Raw genomic sequence first — 24,495 nt, forward strand, 5'->3', positions numbered from 1 at the left:
CGATGTTGCCGACCGTGTGGCTGGCCACGTTGATCGCATCGGCCAGGCTGACCGCCCCCGCGGCGAACACCACGTTGGCGGATGTGTTGCTGATCGTGCCGCCGCTGAACAGGCCCACCGTGCCATTGCTGCCGCCGGTGATGCTGAGGTCGCCCGACGACAGGTTGGTGATGCTGCCCACGATGGTGCCGCTGTTGGCCAAGGCCCCCAGCGTGCCGGTCGAGGCGATGTACAGCGCCGACAGACCCCCGGCGGTGTTGCCCAGGGTGCCGGTCACGACCAGCGTGCCGTAGCTGGCGCCGATGTAGTCGTTGGCCGCCACCGCCAGCAGGCTGGTGCCGCTGGTGGTGCCGGTGGCGTCCAGGCCCGTCAGGCCGCTGGTGACGGTGGCGCCCGTGTAGCTGGACCCCGCACCGCCCGTGATCATCGTCACGCTGTCGCCGACCAGGTAGTTGCCCACACTGGCCAGGCCCGCCGACACCGTGCCACCGCTCACCAGCGCCGGGCCGCTGACCGTCAGCACATGGCCGCCCACAGTCAGCGTGCCCGCACTCTGGGCATAGGTGCCGCTGACCGCCACGTCATTGGTCAGGTTGAGGCTGGCGCCGATGTTGCTGACCGTGTGCGTCCCGCCCACATCGATGGCGTCGCCCAGGGCAACCGCCCCGCCGGCGAACACCACGTTGGCCCCGGTGTTGGCGATGGTGCCGCCGGTGAACACACCCACCACGCTGCCGCTGCCGCCGGTGATGCTGAGGTCGCCCGACGACAGGTTGGTGATGTTGCCGGCGATGGTGCCGCTGTTGGCCAAGGCCCCCAGCGTGCCCGTGCGGGCGATGTACAGCGCCGTGGCACCCCCGGCCGTGTTGGCCAGCGTGCCGGTGATGGCCAGCGTGCCGTAGGCCCCGCCGATGTAGTCGTTGGCAGCCACCGCCAGCAGGTTGGTGCCGCTGGTGGTGCCGGTGGCGTCCAGGCCCGTCAGGCCGCTGGTGACGGTGGCCCCCGTATAGCTGCTGCCCTCGCCGCCCTGGATCAGGGTGACGCCGTCACCCACCAGGTAGTTGGCCGTCCCGCTCAGGCCGGCATCGACCAGGCCGCCCGTCACCACCGCCGCCCCGCTGACGCTCAGCACATGGCCCGCCACGCTCAGCGTGCCCGCACTCTGGCTGTAGGCCCCGGTGACGCTGACGTCATTCGCCAGCGTCAGGCTGGCGCCGCTGTTGCTGACCGTGTGGCCGCTCACGTCGATGGCGTCGCCCAGGCTGACCGCGCCCGACGCGAAGGTCAGGTTGGACAGGCTGTTGTGGATCGTGCCGCCGGAGAAGCTGCCCACCGTGCCGCCGGTGCCACCGGTGATCACCAGGTCGTTGGCGCTGGCGTTGACCACGTTGCCGATGATGGTCCCGCTGTTGGCCAGCGTGCCCAGGCTGCCGGCGCTGGTGATCATCACCGCCGTCGGCGCATTGATGGTGCCGCTGTTGGTCAGCGTGCCCAGCGTGCCGCTGACGTAATCGCTCAGCAGGGTCAGCAGCAGGTCGGTCGACGTCCCGTTGGTGCCGGTGCCCAGCGTGGCGCTGAAGCCCGTGGCCGCCGCCGCCAGGTTGCTGGTCGTCAGGGTCCCGCCCACCTCGGCGATGGTGTAGCTCTGCCCCGCGATCAGGTTGCTGCCCGTCAGCGCCGTCACCGCCACCGTGCCGCCGCTGAACGCCGCGTCGCCGCTGACCAGCAGCTCACCCGCCGTGCCGCTGCCGATGCCCATCGCCAGCGTGCCGTCGCTCTGCGCGTAGTTGCCCGTCACGCTGACCACGCTGGTCAGCAGGACGCTGGCCCCGCTGTTGACCAGCGTGCCCGTGCCCACATTGACCGCGTCGTTCAGCAGGATGTTGCCCGAGGCCAGCACCACGTTGGCGCCAGTGCTGGTGATCGTCCCCTGCGCCCCGGCCAGGCCGGTCAGGGTGCCCGTCACCGTGCCCGTACCGCCGGTGAAGGTCAGCGCGTTGGCGCTGGTGTTCACCACCGCGCCGGCGATGGTGCCGCTGTTGGCGATCGTGCCGATGCTGCCGCTGGTGTACAGCGCCGTGACACCCGTGATCACACCGCCGTTGGACAGGCTGGCGATGGTGCCGACGTTGGCCAGCGCCTGGCCGGAGACCGTGTTGGTGGCGCTGATCAGCCCGCTGTTGTCCACGCTGGCGATGCTGCCGCTGTTGTACAGGCCGTAGAACACGCTGCTGATGGTGCCCGTGCCCTGGTTGATCACCGCCCCGATCAGGCCGGCGTTGTTCAGCCCCGCCGCGTTGATCTCCGGCTCATCCAGCAGGCTGCCGCTGTTCAGCACCGTGCCGATGACGCCCTGGTTGTACAGCCCGATCACCCCCGTGGCCGTGCCGCTGTTGCTCACCAGGCCGATGCTGCCCAGGTTGTCGATGCCGTAGCGCGAGCCGCTCAGCACACCGCTGTTGGACAGCGTGCCGATGCTGCCCGCACTGGCGATGTAGGCCGCCGTCAGCACGCCGGCGATGGTGCCGCTGTTGTTCAGGGTCCCCAGCGTGCCGCCGATGTAGTCGTTGCTGGCCGCCAGCACCAGGTCCACGTTGGACCCCACGGTGGCCACTCCGCTGCCCAGGGTCAGGCCGGTGACGGTGGAGGTGACGCTGACCCCGCTGTAGCTGGACCCCGCACCGCCCTGCACCAGCACCACGCCCGTGCTGCTGCCCACGATGTAGTTCAGCGTCGGGTCCACGCTGGTGCTGACCGTGCCGCCGCTGATGCTGGCAACACCGCTGACCACCGCCGCGTACGTGCCCAGCACCAGCGTGCCGCTGGCCTGGCTGTAGTTGCCCGTGATGCTCAGCGTGCCGGCCAGCACCAGGCTGGCCCCGCTGTTCACCACCGTGTGGCTGCCCACGCTGATCGCGTCGCCCACCACCTGGGCCCCGCCCGCGAACACCACGTTGCTGGCCGTGTTGCTGATGGTGCCGCCCGTGAGATTGCCGCCGCTGCCGGCCACCACCAGGTCGCCCGACGACAGGTTGGTGATGTTGCCAGCGATGGTGCCGCTGTTGGCGATCGTGCCCAGCGTGGCCGTGGCCGCGTTGTAGATGGCCGTGACGCCGCTGATCAGGCCCTGGTTCGCCAGCGTGCCGATCACGCCGCTGCCGCTGTTGCTGATGCCGATGGCGGAACCGGTGATGGTCCCCAGCAGCGTGCCGAAGCCGATGTTGCCCAGCGCACTGATCGAGCCGGTGTTGTTGACACCGATGGAACCGGAGACCAGGCCCGCGTTCTGCACGATGGTCATGCTGCCGGCGTTGTTCAGGCCCGCCGTCACACCCGTCATGGTCCCGGCATTGCCCAGGCCGAAGAGCGTGCCCTGGTTGTCGACCGCCGCCCCGGTCGTGCCCAGGATGGTGCCGTAGCTGGTCAGCGTGCCGAGGTAGCCCGCATTGGCGATGCCCACCGCACCCGCCATCAGGCCGGGGCTCACCACCGTGCCCAGCGTCCCGTTCAGGATGCTGGTGATGCTACCCAGGTTGCTCACCGCCGCGCTGGAACCCAGCACCGTGCCGCTGTTGGACAGCGTGCCCAGCGTGCCGGTGCTGGCGACGTACACACCCGCCGTCGCGTTGCTGCCCAGGGTGCCGGTGTTGGTGATGCCCGCCAGGCTGTCACCGACATAATCGCTGGTCAGCACGGCGCGCAGCAGGCTGACCAGGCTGCCGGAACCGCCGCCCGAGCCCTCGCCCAGCGAGACCACGGTGTTGCCCAGCGTGGCGCCGACATGCGCCCCCAGGATCTGCGCCGCGGCACCGGTGTAGCTGGACAGGGTCGAGCCCTGGACCAGGTCCACCGTCTGGCCCGCCAGGTAATGACTGCCGGACGACAGGCTGGCCGCCACCGTGCCGCCGCTGATGCTGGCCGCACCGCTGACCACCAGCTCGCTGCCGGTGTTGAGGGCCAGGACACCCGATGCCTGGCTGTAGTTGCCGGTGACGCTGACGATGCTCGCCAGCAGGACGCTGGCGCCGCTGTTGGCCAGCGTGCCGGTGCCGACGTTGACCGCGTCGTTGAGCAACAGGGCGCCGCTGGCCAGCACCACGCTGGCGAGCGTGCTGGTGATGGTGCCCTGGCCCGACTGACCGGTCAGCGTGCCCACCGTGGTGCCCGTGCCGCCGGTGATGGTCAGCGCGTTGGCGCTGTTGTTGGTGATGTTGCCCTGGATCAGGCCGCTGTTGGCCAGCACACCCAGGGTGCCGGTCGAGGCGATGTACACCGCCGTGGCCGCACTCAGGGTGCCGGTGTTGGACAGCGTGCCGATGCTGCCGCCGACATAGTCGTTGTTGACCGACAGCAGGAAGGTGTTGCCGCTGATGCTGCCCGCCGCACCCAGGCCGGCCACGCCCGCAACCGCCGCCGTGGCGCCGGTGTAGCTGGACCCCGCCCCACCCTGCACCAGGGTGTAGGCGCTGCCCACCAGGTACACGCCCGTGGCCGACAGGCTGGCCAGCACCGTGCCGCCAGTGATGCTGGCCGCCCCCGTCACCACCAGCCGGCTGACGCCGGGGTTGACCGACAGCGTGCCCGAGACCTGGCTGTAGTTGCCCGTCACCGTCACGGTGCCGCCCAGCCCCAGGCTGGCGCCGCTGTTGACCACCGTGTGGCTGCCCACGTTGAGCTGGTCGGCCAGGAGCTGGCTGCCGCCCGCGAACACCACGTTGGAGGCGGTGTTGCTGATGGTGCCACCGGTCAGTGTGCCGCCGCTGCCGGCCAGCACCAGGTCGGCCGACGACAGGTTGGTGATGTTGCCGGCAATGGTGCCGCTGTTGGCGATGGTGCCCAGCGTGGCCGTGGCCGCGTTGTAGATGGCCGTGACGCCGCTGATCAGGCCCGCGTTCGCCAGCGTGCCGATCACGCCGCTGCCGCTGTTGCGGATGCCCGTCGCCGACCCGACGATGCTGCCCAGCAGCGTGCCGAAGCCGATGTTGCCCAGCGCACTGATCGTGCCGGTGTTGTTGACACCGATGGAGCCGGAGACCAGGCCCGCGTTCTGGACGATGGTCATGCTGCCGGCATTGTTCAGGCCCGCCGTCACGCCCGTCATGGTGCCGGCGTTGCCCAGGCCGAAGAGCGTGCCCTGGTTGTCGACCGCCGCCCCCGTCGTGCCCAGGATGGTGGCGTAGTTGGTCAGCGTGCCGAGGTAGCCCGCATTGGCGATGCCCACCGCACCCGCCATCAGGCCGGGGCTCACCGCCGTGCCCAAGGTGCCGTTCAGGATGCTGGTGATGCTGCCCAGATTGCTCAGCGCGGCACTGGCGCCCAGCAGCGTGCCGCTGTTGAACAGCGTGCCCAGCGTGCCCGTGGCCGCCACATAGACCGCGTAGTCGGCGCTGATGCTGCCGGTGTTGGCGATGCTGGCCAGGCTGCCGCCGACATAGTCGTTCAGGCCCAGGACCACCAGGTTGGTGCCGCTGGTGGTGCCGCCCACCGCCAGGCCGGCCACGTTGCCGACCGCGACCGCAGCACCGCTGTAGCTGGAACCGGCGCCGCCCGCCACCAGGGTGGTGGAACTGGCCACACCCGCCAGGTAGTTGGTGGTGCTGGACAGGCTGGCCGTCACCGTGCCGCCGGTGATGCTGGCGGCACCGCTGACCACCAGCTGGCTGGCGCCAAGGCCCAAGGTGCCGGCCGACTGGCTGTAGCCGCCGCTGACCGAGACGATGCTGGTCAGCAGGACGTTGGCGCCGCCGTTGACCAGGGTGCCGGTGCCGACATTGATGGCGTCGTTCAGCACCAGGTTGCCGGACGCCAGCACCACGTTGGCGAGCGTGCTGGTGATGGTGCCCTGGCCCGACTGGCCCGTCAGCGTGCCCACCGTGGTGCCGCTGCCGCCGCTGATGGTCAGCGCGTTGGCGCTGTTGTTGATGACATTGCCCTGGATGACACCGGTGTTCACCAGCGTTCCCAGGTTGCCGGTCGAGGCGATGTAGACCGCCGTGGCAGCACTCAGGGTGCCGGTGTTGGACAGCGTGCCGATGCTGCCGCCGACATAGTCGTTGCTGACCGACAGCAGGAAGGTGTTGCCGCTGATGCTGCCCACCGCACTCAGGCCCGCCACGCCCGAGACCGTCGCCGTGGCGCCGGTGTAGCTGGACCCCGCCCCGCCCTGCACCAGGGTGTAGGCGCTGCCCACCAGGTACACGCCCGTGGCCGACAGGCTGGCCAGCACCGTGCCGCCGCTGATGCTGGCCGCCCCCGTCACCACCAGCTGGCTGACGCCGGGGTTGACCGACAGCGTGCCCGCCGTCTGGCTGTAGCCACCCGTCACCGTCACGTTGCCGCCCAGGACCAGGCTGGCGCCCGTGTTGCTGACCGTGCGGCTGCCGACGTTGAGCTGGTCGTTGAGGTACAGGGCGCCCGAGGTGAAGACCACGTTGGACAGGGTGTTGTAAATCGTCCCCATGCCCACAGCACCCGTCAGGGTGCCCACCGTGCCGCTGGAGCCGCCGCCGATGGAAAGGTCGCTGGTGCCGTAGTTCTCGATATTGCCGCGGATCAGGCCGCTGTTGACCAGCGTGCCGACCCGGCCGGCACCGGTCAGCAGCAGGGCGTCGCCCTGGGCGTTGATGGTGCCGCTGTTGGACAGCGTGCCGATGGTGCCGCCGCCCAGCCAGATGGCCGTGTGGTTGCCGATCAGCCCGCTGTTGGTCAGCACGTTGATCAGGCCGGCGTTGGCGATGCCGGTGGCATAGCTGTCGCTGGTGGACTTGATGGTGCCGCTGTTGTTCAGCACACCGATGGTGCCGCCGGCGTTGTTCGACAGGCCGGGCGCCGGACCGGTGATCAGGCCGGCGTTGTTGATGGTGCCGATGACGCCGTTGATGTTGGCCAGGCCGCCGCCATAGGTCGCGGTGCCCTGGATGGTGGCGCCCAGGCTGTTGGTGATGGTGCCAATGGTGCCGCTGTTGTTGGCCAGGCCATAACCGCTGTTGCTGCCCGCACCGCTGATCAGGCCGCTGTTGCTGACCGTGCCGACGGTGCCCTGGATGCGCACGCCGTAGGCCGTCTGGCCGCCGACACCCGCCAGCGTGCCGCTGTTGACCAGGGTGCCCAGACTGCCGGTGTTGTAAGCCACGAACAGCGCCGTCTGCGCGCTGGCGATGGTGCCGGTGTTGCCCAGGCTGGCCAGGACCGTGCCGACATAGTCGTTCACGCTGGTGGCCAGCAGGTTGGTGCCGGCCGTGGTGCCGGTCAGCACCACCGGGAACAGCGCCGACTGCACGGTAACGCCGGTGTAGCTGGACCCGGTGCCGCCCGCCACCAGGGTGGGGCCAGCCTGGCCCACCAGGTAGTTGGCGTTGGAGGCCAGGTTGGTCACCACCGTGCCGCCGCTCAGCGCCGCCGCCCCCGTGACCGACAGGCGCGTGCCCGTCGCCAGCGTCAGCGTGCCCGCCGACTGGGCGTAGTTGCCGCTGACCGTGATGATGGTGTTCAGCGCCACCGAGGCGCCGCTGTTGACCAGGGTGTGACCGGTGACCACCACCCGGTCGTTCAGCACCAGGTTGCCCGAGGCCAGGGTCACGTCGGCGCCGGTGGCGGTCAGCGTGCCCAGGCCGCTGTAGCCGGTCAGGGTGCCCACGGTCGTGCCCGTGCCGCCCTGGATGACCAGGGCCGCCGTGCCGACGTTGGTGATGTTGCCGGCGATGGTGCCGCTGTTGACCAGCGTGCCCAGGGTGGCGCCGGTGTCGATGTACAGCGCCTGCGAGGCCGCCGTCAGCAGGCCGGCGTTGACCAGCGTGCCCAGCTGGCCGCTGGTATAGATGCCCAGGCTGGCGCCGCTGATGGTGCCGCTGTTGGCCAGGACGCCGATGGTCCCGACGTTGTTCACCGCCGTGCTGCCGCCTTGGATGCGGCCGCTGTTGAGGATGGTGCCGATGCTGCCCTGGTTGGTCAGGGCGTAGTAGGCGCCCAGGGTGCCGGTGTTGTTGAACGTGCCGAGATTGCCGCCGGTGCCCACCACCACGGCGTTGTTGCCACCGATGCTGCCGGCATTGGCCAGGCTGCCCAGGCTGCCGCCGACATAATCGTTGGTGATGCCCAGCAGCAGGTCGACGTTGCCGCCCACGGTGGCGGTGGACGTGATGCTCTGCACCGCCGACACCCCCACCAGGGTGACCGCCTGGCCGGTGTAGGCGGAGGCCGCCCCGCCCTGCACCAGGGTGTAGCTCTCACCCGCCAGGTAGTTGGCGCCGCTGTTCAAGGTGCCGCGCACCGTGCCGCCCGTCAGGCTGGCCGTGCCGCTGACCGCCAGCAGGCCGCTGCCCACACTGACGCCGATGGTGCCGGTGGCCTGGCGGAAGTTGCCGGTGACGCTGACGGTGCCGGGCAGCGTCAGGGTGCCGCCGTTGTTGATGACCGTGTTGGAACCGACGTTGAATTGGTCGTTCAGCACCAGGCCGCCCGACAGCACCACATTGCCGCCGGTATTGCTGATGAGGCCCTGGTTGGTCAGGGTGCCGGTCAGCGTGCCGTAGCGGGTGCCGGTGTCGCCCACGATGGTCAGGGCGCCAACCGCGCTGTTGACGATGTTGCCGGCCACCACGCCGGTGTTGACCAGGGTGCCCAGGGTGCCGCCGCTGGCGATGGAGATGGCCGTGGCGCCGCCGATGACGGTGATGGTGCCCCGCGTGTTGGACAGGGTGCCGATGATGCCGGCGTCATAGACCGCAGGCCCCGCCGTGCCCACCAGGGTGGCCAGCGTGCTGTTGTTGGCGAAGGCCACCAGGGTGCCGGTGGACGCCACGTAAAGGGCCGTCGCGGCGCTCAGCAGCGTGGTGTTGTTGGCGCCCGACAGGCTGCCGCCGATGTAGTCGTTCTGATAGGCCAGCAGCAGGCTGTTGCCGCTGACCGTGCCGCCCGTGGCCAGGCCGGTGACGCCGCCGCCGGAAACGGCGACGCCGGTATAGTTGGACCCGGTGCCGCCGGCCACCAGGGTGGTGGCCGCCTGGGTGACCAGGTAATAGCCGGTCGCGGACAAGGTGGACACGACCGTGCCGCCCGTCAGGGACGCCGCCCCGCTGACCGCCAGTTGGGCACCGCTGGCCAGCGCCAGCGTGCCGGTGGCCTGGCTGTAGTTGCCGGTGACGCTGACGATGCTGTTCAGTTGCACCGAGGCGCCATTGTTGACCAGCGTGCCGCTGCCGACATTGACCGCGTCGCCCAGCACCAGGCTGCCCGAGGCCAGGGCCACGTTGGCCAGCGTGCTGGTGATGGTGCCGCCGGTGTAGGTGCCGGCGACCGTGCCGCCGCCCAAGGTCAGCGCATTGGCCGACTGGTTCAGGATGTTGCCGCTGATGGTGCCGCTGTTGGCTACCAGGCCCAGGGTACCGCCCGCGGCCACCTGCACCGCGATGGAACCGGTGATCGTGCCGGTGTTGGCCAGGGTCCCCAGCGTGCCGGTGCTGGCGACATAGACCGCGCCGGTGTTGGCGTTATTGTAGGTCAGCGAACCGGCGTTGCTGAGGGTCGCCTGGCTGCCGCCGACATAGTCGTTGCCGACCACCGCCAGCAGGTTGTTGCCGGCGACGCTGCCCGTCAGGCCCAGGCCGGTGATGCCGCCGCCCGCCACCACCGTGGCGTTGTAGCTGGAGCCCGTGCCGCCGGCCACCAGGGTGACGTTGCTGCCGCCCACCACATAGTTGCTGGTGGCGCTGAAGCCGCTGGAGGTGACGGTGCCCACCGTGATGTTGGCGGCACCCGAAACCGTCAGCACGGCACCACTGGCCAGGACCAGCGTGCCCGTGGCCCCTTGGGCATAAGCGCCGGTGATGCTGACGCTGTTGGCCAGGCGCAGCGAGGCGCCGGCGTTGGTCACCGTCTGGCCGGTGGCGGTGATGTTGTCGTTCAGCAACAGGTTGCCGCTGCTGAACAGCAGGCCGGCCGCCGTGTTGGTGATCAGGCCCTTGTCGGCGCTGCCCAGGCCGCCGCTGCTGCCGGTCAGCGTGCCCACCGTGCTGCCGGCGCCGCCGCTGATGGTCAGGACGCGGGCCGCCGCGTTGGTGATGGTGCCGGCGATGGTGCCGCTGTTGGCGATGCCGCCCAGCGTGCCGCTGGACGCGTTGAAGATGGCCTGGCTGCCGCTGATCAGCCCGCTGTTGATCAGCGTGCCGATGCTGCCGGCGTTGAAGATGCCGGACGACCCACCGCTGATGACGGCACCCGCCGCGTTCACGACGGTGCCGATGCCGCCACCCATGCCGTTGATCAGGCCGCTGTACAGGCTGCCGACGATGGTGCCGCTGTTGCTGATCAGACTGATGGGGCCGGCGTTGTTGATGGCGGTGTTGTTGGCCGACAGGGTGGCGCCGGCGGCGTTGATCAGCGTGCCGAGGGTGGCACCGGAGTAGCCGACATAAGCCTCGGCCCCACCATTGATCGTGCCGTTGTTGACCAGCGTGCCGATGCTGGCGTTGGACCAGACGCCGGTGCTGCCGCCATTGATCAGGCCGTTGTTGGTCAGGGTGGCGATGAACCCCTGGTTATGGACGCCGCTGCGGGCGCCGCCGGCAATGGTGCCAGCGTTGGTCAGCGCCGTGATGGTGCCGCCGGCATAGTTCTCAACGCCGGTGTAATCGTCGCGGATCACGGCGCCGGTGTTGTTGGTCAGCGTGCCGATGGTGCCGCTGTTGAAGAGGGCGACCTGGTAGGCGTGGGTGTCCAACACCGTGACGCTGCCGGGCATCGTGCCGCTGATGATGCTGGCGTTGGTCAGCGCATCAATCGTGCCGCCGACGTTGGCGATGGCGGCCACCACGTTGTAGCCGGTGCCGATGGAGTTGGTGATGAGGCCGTTGACGGCGATCACGCCGCTGTTGGACAGGGTGGTGATGCTGCCCTGGTTCTGCACGCCGGCGATGACGTTATAGGTATGGGCGCTGATGGTGCCCGAGGCGGCGATGGTGCCGCCGCTGGCGTTGGTCAGCGCATTCACAGTGCCGGAGTTCGCGACGCCGGCCACCACATTATGGCCGTTGCTCATGGTGCCGGTGGGATCGCTGATACTGCCGGTGGCGGTGATCACGCCGCTGTTGGACAGGGTGGTGATGGTGCCGCCGTTCTGCACACCGGCAATGACGTTGTAGGTATAGGCGCTGATGGTGCCCGAGGCGGCGATGGTGCCGCTGTTGGTCAGCGTGCCGATGGTGGCGTGGTTGACGACGCCGGCAGCACCGCTGCTGCCATTGGAGGCGGTGCCGGTGATCAGCCCGGCGTTGGCGATGGTGGACAGCAGGCCGCTGTTGTAGATGCCGTAGCCGCCGGCGATGGTGCCGGACGCCTGGTTGTTCACCAGGGTGATGGTGTTGCCGTTGTAGATGCCCGAGTTGGGCAGGCTGTCCTGGATCAGGCCGCTGTTGTCGATGGTGCCGATGACGCCGGAGAAGTTGCCGATACCCACCCGGCCGGCGATGGTGCCGCTGTTGACCAGCGTGCCGATGCTGGCCACCAGCGTGCCGGACGACGCCAGGAAGATGCCGTAGCCGTCACTGGCCTCGGCATCCAGCACGCCGATGTTGGTCAGGGTGCCGATGCTGGCGGTGCCAGCCACGAACAGGGCGGCGTTGGGCACGTATTGGGTCGCGTTGTAGGTGCCCAGCACGATGGTGCCGGCCTGCGTGAAGGACGCCGTGCTGGTCCCGAAATAGTCGTTCTGGATCGAGGCCAGCAGGTTGTTGCCCACCTGGGTGCCGGCGACGCCCAAGCCATCCACGGTGGAATAAACCACCGGCACGCCCTGGACGGCGCTGGTCAGGGTGTAGAATGACGCCGCCCCCGCCTGCACCAGGGTGGCGGTCTCGCCCGCCACATGGTTGGTCAGGCCATCAAAGCTGCCGACCTGGATGTAGCCGTCGCTGATGGTGGCGGAACCGGTGACGATCAGCTTCTCACCCACGCCCAGCGACAGGGTGCCGTTGGGGTTGTCTTGCCGGTAGTTGCCGGTGACCGTGACACCCGGCGCCACGCTGAGCGTGCCGTTGGTGACGTACAGCAGGCCGCTGCCGACGTTGACCTGGTCGGCGATACGGACATTGCCGTTGGCCACCACCACGTTGCTCAACGTGTTGGTGATGGTGCCCAGCGTGCCGCCGGCACCGGTGAAGGTCCCCACCGTGCCGCTGGCGCCACCCACCAGGTTCAGGGCAGCGCTGCCGTTATTGACGATGTTGCCCTGGATGACGCCGCTGTTGGACAGGGTGCCCAGGGTGCCGGCACTGGAGATGTAGATCAGCGTCTGCACGCTGGGGGAGCTGAGCGTGGTGCCGTTGGCGACGGCGATGGAGGCCAGGCTGTCGCCGACATAGTCGTTGAGGACGGTGCCCCACAGGCTGTTGCCCTGGGTGTAGCCGCCCAGGGTCAGGCCGGCGATGCCGCTGCTGTAGGTGATGCTGGTGTAGCTGGACCCCGCACCGCCGGCGACGATGGGCGTCAGGCCGGCCGGGCCGATCAGGTAATGATAGGCGGAGGTGGCGCCAACCACGGAATAGCTGACGCCGCTGAGCACGGCGGCGCCGCTGACGATCAGTTCGCCGCCGCCGCCGGCCTCCAGCAGGGTGCCGCCGGTCTGGCTGTAGTTGCCGGTGACGTTGATGGCGGCGTTGAGCAGGACCGAGGCCCCATCGGCCACCACCGCGTGCGTGGTGCCGCCCACGTTGACGCCATCGTTCAACAGCACGTTGCCCGCCAGGGTCACGTTGGACAGCGAATTCTGGATGCTGCCCGTGGCCGTGCCGCCGAGGCCGGTGTAGGTGCCGTAGGTGCCGGCGCTGCCGCCCAGCAGGGTCAGGTCGTTGGCGCTGAGGTTGACGATGTTGCCCTGGATGACGCCGCTGTTGGACACCGCCCCCAGGCTGGCGCCCGAGGCGACATAGACGGCGGTGGTGGCGGCCAGGGTGCCGGTGTTGGTGATCGTGCCGTAGGTGGTGGCGATGTAATAGTTCTGCACCATGGCCAGCAGGCTGTTGCCGCTGACGCTGCCGCTGGTGGCGATGCCCACGCCGGAAGACCGGACCACGCCGGTCAGGGTGCCGTAGCTGAGGGACAGGCCGCCGTCGGCGGTGATCAGGGTGATCCCTTCGCCCACGGTGTGGTTGACGGCGGTGTCGAAGGCGCTCAGCACCGTGCCGGCGATGCTGGCCGCCCCGGTGATCGACAGTTGGGTGGTGCCCAGCGACAGCGTGCCCAGGGTGGAGGTCTGGGCGAAATTGCCGGCGATGTTGATGGTGCCGACGGTGCCCAGCGTCACGGCGGCGCCGGCATTGACCAGGGTGTTGGCGCCGACATTGACGTTGTCGTTCAGCCGCAGGTTGCCCGAGGCGAACACCACGTTGCTGGTGGTGTTGGTGATGGTGCCCAGCGAGCCCAAATAGCCGGTCAGGGTGCCGATGGTGGTGGCGGTGCCGCCCTGGATGGACAGGTTGCTGGCGCCGAGGTTGATGATGTCGCCACGGATGGTACCGGTGTTGGTCAGCGTGCCCAGGGTGCCGGTGGAGGCGATGTAGATCGCCGTGCGCGAGACGCTGGAGACGCCGTTCAGCACCGTGTTGCCGATGGACAGCGAGGCCATGGCGCCGCCGATATAGTCGGTCAGCGGGTTGAAATAGACCAGGGAGGTACCGCTGGCGGCGATGCCGGAGAAGTGCGCGCCGGTCAGCGACTGGGCCGCCTGGAAGTTGGCGCCCAAATTGACGATGGTGGCGGCCGATATCACCGTGGCCTGGGTCCCGACGACGTAGTTGCCGCCGCTGGTGAAGGAGGTGGCGATGGTGCCGCCGGCCAGGGTGATGAAACCGGTGACCGTCAACCCGCTGGTGGTCAGCGTGTTGGTGGTCATGGTCTGGTAGTAATTGCCGGTGAGGGTGGAGCCGGCACCAATGGTCAGCTTGGTGCCCTGGCTGATCAGGGTACCGGTGCCGACGTTGATGTTGTCGTTGAGCAGCAGCGTGCCGCCGCCCAGCACCAGATTGCCCACCGTGCTGATGATGGTGCCCTTGCCGGAGGTGCCGGTGAAGGTGCCGATGGTGCCGGTGCCGCCGATCAGGGTGGTCAGGCCGCCGAGCGAGATGTTGCCCTGGATCAGGCCGCTGTTGACCAGCGTGGTCAGGGTGCCGGCGCCGGTGATGCCGCCGCGGATGGTGCCGCTGTTGCCCAGGATGCCCAACTGGCCGGCGATGGTGATGCCGCCGACGATCAGGCCCGAGCTCAAATTCTGCAGGGTGCCCAGATAGCCGGTATGGGTCAGCGTGGCGTTGCCCGCGACCGTGTTGGCGATGACCAGGCCCTTGGCGCCGGTAATGGTGCCGCTGTTGGTCAGCAGCACGATGCTGCCGCCGGCGCCGATGGAGACGCCGGTGGCGACACCGGAGATGGTGCCGGTGTTGGTCAGGGTGGTGATGGTGGCGTCGACGCCGACATGGCTGTGCAGGATGGTGGTGCCGACGGTGGCGTTGGCCCCAGCCACCGAAATTGCGCACCAGCACGCCGGCGCCGGCGCCGTTGGCGATGGTGCCGGAATTGTTGACCGACCCCACCACGCCGAACACGTTCAGCGCGCCGGTGCCGCCGGAAACGTTGCCCTTGATCGTACCGCTGTTGATCAGGGTGCCGATGGTGCTGATGACATTGACGACGTCGACGTCGATGGCGCCGCCGCTGGTGCTTTGGATCAAGCCGGTGTTGGTCAGGGTGCCGATGCTGCCGCCGACCAGGTTCACCGCGCTGTTGCCGCTGGAATAGATGGTGCCGGCGTTGGAAAGGCCGCCGATGCGCACACCGTCCTGAATCTTGATGGCCCCGCCGCCGCCGCCCGACGTGATGGTGCCGAGGCTGCCGTTCACGATGGTGCCGATGGTGGTGTAGGCGGCGACCCCGTAGCTGATGGTGATGGTGCCGCTGTTGGTGACGGTGTTGTAGGTGGGGCTGCCGGTGATGGCCAGGGCCATGTACCCGCCCAGGGTGCCGGCCCCCCCCATGATGCTGTTGTTGGTGAGCGCGGTCAGCGAGGTGCCGCCCAGGATGCTCATCGCCGCATAGTTGGCGACCGTGGTGCCGCTGCTGGCGGCGGCCACCAGGGTGCCGTTGTTGACGATGGTGCCGCCGCCGGTCCCGGTCCACACGAAATTGGTGCAATTGGAAGTGGGGTTGATGGTGGTGGAAGAGGCGAAGCTGCCGCAAACGCCGGCCGCCACCGCCGGCTTGGGTGCCGCCAGCGACATGCCGATGGCGAGAGCGGACGCCCCCAGCAGAAAGCCCTGCTGAACTTTCCGGCCAATCACGGGCTTCATCGTCCGCTTCGTCATCGCACTCAATCTCCAACCATCGCCCACCCCGCGCGACCGATTCCCTGAAGGCGGCTTGGATTGATCTGCCGGGCTAGACCTTCCGGCATGCCATCCACCTTCGGTTTCAGTCCCTCGGGGCGTCGAAATTACAGGCGCCCGGCCCGATCCCAGACCTACCTGGATAGGCCATCACCCTCCTTCTCTTATGGCGTTGGGAATACGTCAATAACAACTTACGGATATACAATTAATTTCCAATACTGGTGCTGCGCTGCAATCACATAACGAATTCGTCGGCAGTCTCATTTCATCAGATATTGTCACAATTCATTTTAATGATTCATTAGTACATTTCGATATGCGTCGTATTTTGGCTACCTGACTTTGATTGACTATCAAAAATCGGCAGGAAATATCGCGCCGACCCGCCCTTTCGTCGCGGACCTTAATAAAATCTTTACCATTTTCGGTGGCAGGTATCCGGCTGTTCCGCCGCCTTGCGAAGCGTGGGCGGTATCAACCCGTCCCCTGCAGGCGCACGGCACTGTCCACGATGGCCTGCGCCAGCGCCGCCGCCGGCCCCCGCCCCGCCGCCCCGGGGCCGGCCAGCACGAACTCCACATCGGCCAGGGCCGGCAGGTGCGGCACCTCCACCATGCCGGCCGGCAGCAGGCTGCGCGGCTGCACCGTCACGCCCAGGCCCGCCAATGCGGCGGCGCGCAGGCCGCTGAGGCTGCCGCTAACGCAGGCGATGCGCCAGGCGCGGCCGTGGCGCTCCAGGGTTTGCAAGGCGACGGAGCGGCTGATGCTGGGCGGGGTGAACAGCACCAGCGGCAGGGGCTTGGCGGGATCGTGCGCGTCGCCCTCGCGCCCCGCCCAGACGAAGCGGTCACGCCACAACGGCCGGCCCAGGCTGTCGCCCGGCCGGCGCTTGGCCAGCACCAGGTCCAACTCCCCCGCGTCCAGCTTCTGGTAGAGAAAGCCGCTGAGCCCCACGGTCAGTTCCAGGTCCACCGCCGGGTGGCGGCGCACGAAGGTGCGCAGCACCTCCGACAAATGGGAGATGACGAAGTCCTCCCCCGCCCCCAACCGCACCCGGCCGCGCAAATCGGCGCCGGCGAAGTGCTGGCGGGCGCGTTCCTCCAGGTCCAGCATGCCACGGGCGAACTCCACCAGCGCCTCGCCATCACCGGTCAGGCGCACGGTATGGGTGTCGCGCACGAACAGGCGGCGGCCCACCGCGTCCTCCAGCCGGCCGACCTGCTGGCTGACGGTGGATTGACGTAGGCCCAGGCGCCGCCCGGCCTCACTGAAGCCCTGGGCCCGCGCCACCTCCATGAACGTCCGCAGCAGCACCGGGTCCAGCATCGCCCCACCCATTCAGAAAACCGATCACAGTAACAATGGTAAGCAGTCTTCAAGATGACCCGTCCAGCGCTTTATAGTGGTACAGATCACCCCTACACCCCAGACCGCTGGTTTCGCCCATGTCCGCCCCCGCCGCCTCTTCCCCGTCCGACGTCCCCTCTGGCCTGTCCGTCTGGCTCAAGCGGTTGAGGCCCGACACCTTCACCATCCTGCTGGTGTGCACGGTGGCGCTGGCGTCCGTCCTGCCCGCCAAGGGCGCCATGATCGGCGTGTCCAACTGGGCGACCGACATCGCCGTGTTCCTACTGTTCTTCCTCTACGGCGCCCGCCTGTCGCGGGAGGCGGTGATCGGCGGCCTGACGCAATGGCGCCTGCACCTGCTGGTGACCCTGTGCACCTTCGTGCTGTTCCCCATCGTGGGGCTGTGCCTGAAGCCGCTGGTGAACTTGGGCATGTTGACGCCGGACCTGTATCTGGGCGTGCTGTTCCTGTGCACCCTGCCGTCCACGGTGCAGTCGTCCATCGCCTTCACCTCCATGGCCGGCGGCAACGTGGCGGCGGCCATTTGCAGCGCGTCGGCCAGCAACCTGATGGGCATGGTGATCACGCCGCTGCTGGTGGGCCTGCTGCTGTCCAAGGCCGGCGCCGGCTTTTCGGCCGACGCCCTGACGTCGGTGTTCGTGCAACTGCTGCTGCCCTTCGCGCTGGGACAGCTGCTGCGGTCGCGCATCGGGGCGTGGGTGGCGCGCAACAAGAAGGTGCTGGGCCCGGTGGACCGCGCCAGCATCCTGCTGGTGGTCTACGGCGCCTTCAGCCACGCTGTGAACGAGGGCATCTGGCACCAGCTGGACGCGGCCAGCCTGCTGAAGGTGCTGGTGATCAACGCCGTGCTGCTGGCCCTGATCCTGACCATCACCACCTTCATCAGCCGCCGTTTCCACCTGTCGCGGGGCGATGAGATCGCCGTGGTGTTCTGCGGGTCCAAGAAAAGCCTGGTCAGCGGCATCCCCATGGCCAACGTGCTGTTCGCCGGCCACGCCATCGGCATGATCGTCCTGCCGCTGATGCTGTTCCACCAGATCCAGCTGATGGTCTGCGCCGTGCTGGCCCGCCGTTACGCCAGCAGCCACCCGCCGGGGCATGTGGCCGAGGCGGACTGAGGGAAGCGGGGTTACTCAGTCCTTCGGATGTGCCGCCAACCATTGCGCCACATGATCCGTCAGGCGCTTGGAATCCCGGTAAAATAAAATCCGGTCGTCACCGCAGCGAATCTCGCCATCCGGATCACCATAACGGGACTGTACCACGCCAGAATCCATGTAGCGCATGAAGATGAAATTGTAGTCCCGGACGGTGGTCATTTTATCGTCGGTGAAATAATCCGTCCGATTGTTAAGCCACATCCACGGATCAACGTTTCCATCAAGCGGAGATACCACAAGCCTGGACTCGGTGAACAAGGTCACGGGATGGGCCACCCAGTAATGCCCGAGGCCCGATTTCAAAGGGAAATTCTTGCCTTCGCGCTCAACACACCGCGCGAGATCCTCGGTAAAGATCGATCGGGCGGGAAGAATCGCCGCAAGCATCAGGCAAGCCGCAAGGGTCACCACGGACGCGGAAGCAAACCACCTGGCCAGACGGCTGATCTGGTCCCGTGCCGCCGCGACACAGAGCAAAATCGGCCACCACAGGGCGCAGGTTGCGTAACGGTAGGTTCCCAGGTCCTCGTAGGCCACGACCATCAGGGCCAAGGAAAGCAACGACGCGGTGACGCCGAAATGCCAGAAAAAGACTTCAGGGTCCCCCACTTCCTGGTCTTGCCCATCCTTCCCGCCGGAGGGACGGAACCAGAACCGGGCCATATAAAGGACCAACATCACAACCAGGGGGGCGAACAGTTGCAGTCCAAGCTCGAGCCCAAGGGACGTCACGAACAGGCGCGCCCGTTCCAGCAGCAGGCCGGCGGAGGCCGGCGGAAACGGGCTGATGGGCAGCAGGTGCAGCAGCCCCATTCCCAGGCCGGTCGCGCTTCCCGCCGACATTCCCATGATTGCCACGGCACGCCAAGGCAGGCGACCCAATAACGCCATCACCACCAGAGCGGAAATAAACGGCAGCACGAATTCCCAAATGAAAAGCGCATCCGAGAACACGGCCAGGCAGATCACCCCATTCCACAGCATCAACGCCGGCACCGTCCCTGCACGCCGCAGGAAACGGGGGGCGATGGCAGCCATCACAAATGAAAGGGTAAAGGAACCGCCGTGAACGCCGACCACGATGAATTGCAGATGCACCAAATCACGGACAATGGCGAGTCCCGCAAGAAGGGCGATCAGCAATACTTGGCCAGCCGTATCGACCCGTAATCTGCGCAAAATAGCGCAGGCGGCCATTAGAAAGGCCAGAACGGAAAGCACCGAAAAGGTAAGGAAAGCCAACTTCCACGGAACGTGCAGCGCCAAAAGCGGAATAATTATAAAATCTTCTGGAAAAATGTCTGGGAGATGCGAGAAATGGAAACTACCCAGAGTTCCAGAGCGCAACGCATGGAAGAAGGCAAGAACATAAAAATTATCTGAAGAGTAATAATCGCTATTAAGAACATAATTTGTTAACGCGAGCCGCACACCGGCCAAAGAAACCAGGGCACAAACCAACCAAATAACCCTATTAAGAATGAATAGCGCATTAATATTCTTCAAATTTTTCATGAAATTCCCAACCATCCCGTCACCAATATGGCAAAAGAAAGAAAATTTGCGGAAATGGCAAAGAATTAGAGAGTTCTTCCATGCACTTGATATATTCCCGCACCCCAAGCTACTTGGCAATCCTTATACACAATGGGAAGGGCCGGCGCAAACGCCGCTTCCGGCCGCCTAGAGCGGATTTACACGATCAGGTGGCATCACCTGATCGTGTAAATCCGCTCTATCATGAACAGCTTAAGAGCAAGATGCGATCACGCGTGATCGCATCTTGCTCTAACACTCCGGCAGGTTCACCGCCAGGCCGCCCAGGGATGTTTCCTTGTACAGGTCCTTCATGTCGGCGCCGGTGCGCCGCATGGTCTCGATCACGCGATCCAGGCTGACCTTGTGCGTGCCGTCGCCCATCAGGGCCAGGCGGGCGGCGTCGATGGCCTTGATGGCGCCCATGGCGTTGCGCTCGATGCAGGGGATCTGCACCAGGCCCCTGATGGGGTCGCAGGTCAGGCCGAGGTTGTGCTCCATGCCGATCTCGGCCGCGTTCTCGATCTGGGCGTTGGTGCCGCCCATGGCGGCCGTCAGGCCGGCCGCCGCCATGGAACAGGCCACGCCCACCTCACCCTGGCAGCCGACCTCGGCCGCGGAGATGCTGGCGTTCCGCTTGTACAGGCCGCCGATGGCGGCCGCCGTCAGCAGGAAGATGTGCAGGCGGCGGCGGTCGGGGTCGTGGAAGCGTTCGTAATAGCGCAGCACCGCCGGGATGATGCCGGCCGCCCCGTTGGTGGGGGAGGTGACGACCTTGCCGCCGGCCGCGTTCTCCTCATTCACCGCCAGGGCCCAGAGGTTCACCCAGTCCATGACCGACAGCGGGTCGCGCAGCATGCGTTCCTGGCGCTGCATCAGCTGGGCATGGATCTTGGCGGCACGACGCGGCACGTCCAGGCCGCCGGGCAGGATGCCGGTCTCGCGCATGCCGCGGTCGATGCAGGCGTCCATGGTGGCCAGGATGCGGTCCAGGCCATCGCCGATGTCCGTATCGCTGCGGGCGGCGCGTTCATTCTCGCGCATCAGATCGGCGATGGTCAGGCCGTCCTTGGCCGCCATCTCCAGCAACTGGTCGGCGTTGGCGAAGTCATAGGGCACGGGCGGCCCCGGGTTGGCGGGGGCGTTGACCCGCGCCTCATCCTCATCCAGCACGAAACCGCCGCCGACGGAATAATAGGTGCCGCGCGCGACTTCCGCGCCGGTGGTGTCAAAGGTCACGAAGGTGATGGCGTTGGGATGGAAGGGCAACTGGCTGCCGCCTTCCCAGCGGATGTCCGCCTCCGGATCGAAGGCGATCTCATGGCCCGCCACACCGTTCAGCGGCAGGCTGCGGCTGGCGATGATGCGGGCCACCAGGGCGGCGCAAGCGTCGGGGTCGGCGTCGGCCGGCATCTGGCCCGTCAGGCCGATCATGGCGGCGGTGTCGGTGGCATGGCCCCGGCCGGTCAGCGCCAGGGAACCATAGAGCTGCACCTCCACCCGGACCACGGGCCGCAACCGCCCGGCGTCGGCCAGGCGGCGTACGAAGCGGCAGGCGGCCGTCATCGGCCCCATGGTGTGGGAGCTGGAGGGGCCGACGCCCACCTTGAACAGTTCGAAGACGCTGATGCTCATGCCCGGTGCCCTATTCCAGGCGCCCCGACCTGACACCATCAGGTGGACAGGGCGCCGATGGCGCCTTGATACAAGGTTCGTCCGGTGGCCGCCACCGCCATCACTGCGTCATATTATTTGATAGTCTTTAAGTTAAAGCAGACCTTCCACTTCATCCACCGTCTTCACGTCGGCGAAGTTCAGGCGGACCAGCAACAGGGCGGCGTTGTGTTCGGCATCGGTGGGGGCGGCACAGGCGTCGGCCAGCACCACGACGCGATAGCCCAGCATGTTGCCGTCGCGCGCCGTGCTGTCGCAGCAGCAGTTGGTCAGTGTGCCGGCGACCAGCAGCGTGTCGATGCCCTGGGCCTGAAGCTCCGCCCGCAGGGCGCCAGCGGGGCACATGAAGGCGCTGTAGCGGTATTTGTCGATCACCGTGTCGCCGTCGCGCACATCCATATCCTGGTGCAGGGCGTGGTGGGCCGTACCGGCGTGCATCACCCGCACCGCCTCGCGCACGAAGGGGATGGAAAGATCGTATTGCCAGGCCGGCATGGCGAGCGTGGGGTCGGTGGAGACCGTCTGGCGCGTCCAGATCACCCGCCCACCGGCGGTGCGCACGGCAGCGGCCAGGCGGTTGACCGCCGGCACGATGTCCATGGCATGGGGGTTGGCGAACACCTCGCCGGGCGCCATGAACACCCGCTGCATGTCGATCACCAACAGGGCGGTGCGGGCCGGATCCAGGGCCTGGACGTCGTTCAGCCCCCGGCCCCGGGCATGCGCCCAGTCCGGCAGGTCGATGTGGTGCGCCATGATGCCATCCCCCGCTGTACCGGGTGCCAGGCTAGCGCCCGGAACAGGGGTGGTCTTGGGCGGGCGCGCATGATCCGTTGCCAACGAAGCGAACCCGGCGGGGGGACCGCCGGGTTCGCCTGGGGGGCCGGGCTCAATTGCCGGCCTGAGCCTTGAGAATTCCTAAGGTATTGAGGGGCCCTTAGAAGTTCTTGGTCAGGCCGAAATAGAAGCCGCGGCGCGGGCCATATTGCGGGGCGCCCACGCCCACCCCCGTTCCGTCACGGATCTCGTACTTCTCATCGAACAGGTTGATGACGTCGAACCGCACGTCCATGGCGCCCACCGTAGGCAGGTCCATGGACTGCACGATGCCCAAATTGACCTGGACGTAGCCGGCCAGGGCCGCACCGTTGGGCGTGGCGCCGTCGGCCCGCAGGCCGGAGCCATAGATCAGGTCGGTGGTCAGCAGCGTTTTGTCGATGCGGTAGCTGGCGCCGGCCGACCCGGTGAAGCGCTGGTCGTGGTCCACCGGGATGTAGTGGGAGGATATGTAGGCCAGATCCTCGGGATCGAAGCTGAACTGGCTGGAGGTGATCTTCTTGCCCTCCGCCTTCGACACGGCGAAGTTGGCGTAGGCCTGGAAGTTGCTGATCGCGTAGGTGACCGACAGCTCCACGCCCTTCTGCGTGCCTTCGGCGTAATTGAAGGGCGTCAGGATGATGGGGGCGCCGAACTGCCCCTCATCCAGCATGTTCTTGGACTTCTTGTAATAGCCGTCCAAACCGACCGTCAGCGCGTCGGTCAGCTTCTGTTCCACGCCCACGTCGAAGTAGTTGGCGCGTTCCGCCTTGGGTGTGTCGTTGGTGGTGTTGGCGGCGGCCGCACTGGTGCCGACATACTTCAGGATGGAGGTGTTGGAGACCAGTTCGAACGGCGGCGGCGTGAAGTAGCGGGAATATCCCGCGTGCAGCGTCGTCTTGGACGTCGGCGTCCACACCAGGTTGACGCGCGGGCTGAACTGGCTTTCGCTGTCATATTCCTGGAAGCTGTCAAACCGGCCGCCGAAATTCAGGATCCAGTTGGGCGCGAACTTCCATTCGTCCTGGATGTAGACGCTTTCGCTGTAGCCGGTCTTGCCGGAATTGTCCTGCACCGTGGTCGGGCTGGTGCCGATCTGGTTGCCGTCGGCGTCCACCTGGAACACCTGCGACGTGGTCGTGCCGGTGGAACGTTCGGTCGACAGCAGCAGGCCGGCGCGCAGGGTGTGGTTGTCGTTGATGACCCAGCTGCCGTCCGTCTGCCAGCCGCCGGCGATGGAGCGGCGGTAGGCTTCCTGCGAGATGCCGTTGTACAGCAGGTCGCCGGTGACGTCGGGCTTGAACCACAGGCTGGAATAGCGGGCGTAGACCGACGACTGCACCGACACCGTGTCCAGCGCCTTCAGGTAGGTGGCGGCGGCGTAGTGGGTGATCTCACGCTGGTCTTCGTCAATCTTGTTGCTGGGATAGTCGGTGACGCCGTTCAGGCTGTAGCCCAGGTCCGGGGATTGGCCGGAACGGGTGGGGATCTGGAACTGCCCGCGTTCGGTGCCGGCCATCAGGCTGACCTGGGTGTCCGGATCCAGGATGTCCTGCAGGAAGATGAAACCGCGGCCGTTTTCCGTGCGGTCGTGGTTGGGCTTGCCGCTGCCGTCGGGGGATTCGATGCCCACGCCGCTGGTCTTGTAATCGCCCGAGGCGAAGTAGTTCAGGTTGCCCGACGAGCCGGAGATGTCGAAGCTGGTCTGCAGCGTGTCGTAGCTGCCGCCATAGACGCTGATGTCGCCGCCGTCGTCGAACGCGCCGGACTTGGTCTGGATGTCGATGATGCCGGCGGTGCGCAGGCCGTACTGCGCCGGCAGGGCGCCGGTCACCAGGCTGACGCTGTGGGCGAAGCGGGGGCTGAGCGTCTGGCCGAAGCCACTGATGCCCTCGGGCAGGATGACGCCGTTGATGCGGTACTGGACGTTGGCGTGCTCGCCCCGGATGTGCAGCTGGCCGAAGCTGTCCTGCGCCACGCCCGGGGCCTGCATGATGACCTGGTTCAGGCCGTTGTTCAGGCCGCCCGGCTGGCTCTCCAGCGCGTTCTCATCCATCGTGTAGCTGCTGGCACCCAGCTGCGGCTGGATGCTGTTGCGGGCGTCCAGCAGGCGTTTGGCGGTCACCACCACCTCGGGCACCGGGCCGCTGGCCGAATTCGTGCCGATGTTGCCCGGGTCACCGGCGGTGTTGCCGCCCATATCCCCACCGGGTTCATCGGCGGCAAGTGCCACGGAACTGACCGAACCCAACAACAAAGCGCCAACAACCGCGGCGCGCCCCGACATGCGATACATCTTCCCACCTTGAATCAAGGGGGCCGTCTTCCCATCGGGAATCGACCCCTGGTCCCTTCACAGACCCGGCCCGGCCACACCGCCGCCGGCGCCATTCCCCACGGATCTAGGGAACGGCGGCCGGCGAACGCCTGGTTGGGCTGGGAGACAGGCCCCGCACTGCCTGGTTTTTGTTACGTTATAGTATAACGTGATTGGGTTCTAACCTGGGCCGGCCCGACCGTCAATGGGAAAGCGCGGCACCGCAACAGGCACAAGGTCGCAGCCGACC

9 protein-coding genes are annotated in these 24,495 nt (G+C 67.1%); 3 read left to right on the forward strand and 6 right to left on the reverse strand.

Annotated features, from left to right (window positions below; translation table 11 throughout):
• On the reverse strand, nucleotides 1-14,512 hold a 14,512-nt coding region (locus PW843_08960), incomplete at its 3' end, for a hypothetical protein (GenBank protein MDE1146737.1).
• A 5-nt stretch (nucleotides 14,513-14,517) separates the two neighbouring features.
• On the opposite strand from PW843_08960, the gene PW843_08965 reads away from it, so the two are divergent.
• Together PW843_08965 and PW843_08970 are read left to right on the forward strand one after the other, a co-directional pair.
• Entirely contained in the window at nucleotides 14,518-14,787 is a 270-nt protein-coding gene (locus tag PW843_08965; protein ID MDE1146738.1) for a hypothetical protein, read from the forward strand.
• A gap of 309 nt (nucleotides 14,788-15,096) precedes the next feature.
• On the forward strand, nucleotides 15,097-15,309 hold the full coding sequence (locus PW843_08970; protein MDE1146739.1) for a hypothetical protein: 213 nt from the start codon (nucleotides 15,097-15,099) through the stop codon (nucleotides 15,307-15,309).
• A 539-nt stretch (nucleotides 15,310-15,848) separates the two neighbouring features.
• Here PW843_08970 and PW843_08975 read toward each other — a convergent pair.
• Complete coding sequence (locus PW843_08975) at nucleotides 15,849-16,712, reverse strand: LysR substrate-binding domain-containing protein (GenBank protein ID MDE1146740.1); 864 nt, start codon at nucleotides 16,710-16,712, stop codon at nucleotides 15,849-15,851.
• A gap of 107 nt (nucleotides 16,713-16,819) precedes the next feature.
• Between PW843_08975 and PW843_08980 the strand changes: the two genes are divergently transcribed.
• Nucleotides 16,820-17,860 carry a bile acid:sodium symporter gene (locus PW843_08980; protein MDE1146741.1) on the forward strand — a complete coding sequence of 347 codons (1,041 nt, stop codon included), beginning with the start codon at nucleotides 16,820-16,822 and terminating at the stop codon, nucleotides 17,858-17,860.
• 15 nt (nucleotides 17,861-17,875) lie between these two features.
• On the opposite strand, the gene PW843_08985 is transcribed toward PW843_08980, so the two are convergent.
• From PW843_08985 to PW843_09000, 4 genes are all read right to left on the reverse strand, one after another.
• The gene (locus PW843_08985) at nucleotides 17,876-19,417 is read right to left on the reverse strand and encodes a hypothetical protein (protein ID MDE1146742.1); all 1,542 of its coding nucleotides are present in this window, start codon (nucleotides 19,415-19,417) and stop codon (nucleotides 17,876-17,878) included.
• 273 nt (nucleotides 19,418-19,690) lie between these two features.
• Entirely contained in the window at nucleotides 19,691-21,073 is a 1,383-nt protein-coding gene (locus PW843_08990; protein ID MDE1146743.1) for an L-serine ammonia-lyase, read from the reverse strand.
• Between the two features lie 132 nt (nucleotides 21,074-21,205).
• On the reverse strand, nucleotides 21,206-21,868 hold the full coding sequence (locus PW843_08995) for a cysteine hydrolase (protein MDE1146744.1): 663 nt from the start codon (nucleotides 21,866-21,868) through the stop codon (nucleotides 21,206-21,208).
• 181 nt (nucleotides 21,869-22,049) lie between these two features.
• On the reverse strand, nucleotides 22,050-24,161 hold the full coding sequence (locus PW843_09000; GenBank protein ID MDE1146745.1) for a TonB-dependent receptor: 2,112 nt from the start codon (nucleotides 24,159-24,161) through the stop codon (nucleotides 22,050-22,052).
• Between the last annotated feature and the right edge of the window lie 334 nt (nucleotides 24,162-24,495).

It is taken from the genome of Azospirillaceae bacterium (assembly GCA_028283825.1).
GTDB lineage: Bacteria > Pseudomonadota > Alphaproteobacteria > Azospirillales > Azospirillaceae > Nitrospirillum.

What these genes read in the sequence shown, in the direction of transcription:
- PW843_08975 (MDE1146740.1), bottom strand. Translation starts at nt 16,712, where the DNA reads ATGGGTGGGGCGATGCTGGACCCGGTGCTGCTGCGGACGTTCATGGAG.
- PW843_08980 (MDE1146741.1), top strand. Translation starts at nt 16,820, where the DNA reads ATGTCCGCCCCCGCCGCCTCTTCCCCGTCCGACGTCCCCTCTGGCCTG.
- PW843_08985 (MDE1146742.1), bottom strand. Translation starts at nt 19,417, where the DNA reads ATGAAAAATTTGAAGAATATTAATGCGCTATTCATTCTTAATAGGGTT.
- PW843_08990 (MDE1146743.1), bottom strand. Translation starts at nt 21,073, where the DNA reads ATGAGCATCAGCGTCTTCGAACTGTTCAAGGTGGGCGTCGGCCCCTCC.
- PW843_08995 (MDE1146744.1), bottom strand. Translation starts at nt 21,868, where the DNA reads ATGGCGCACCACATCGACCTGCCGGACTGGGCGCATGCCCGGGGCCGG.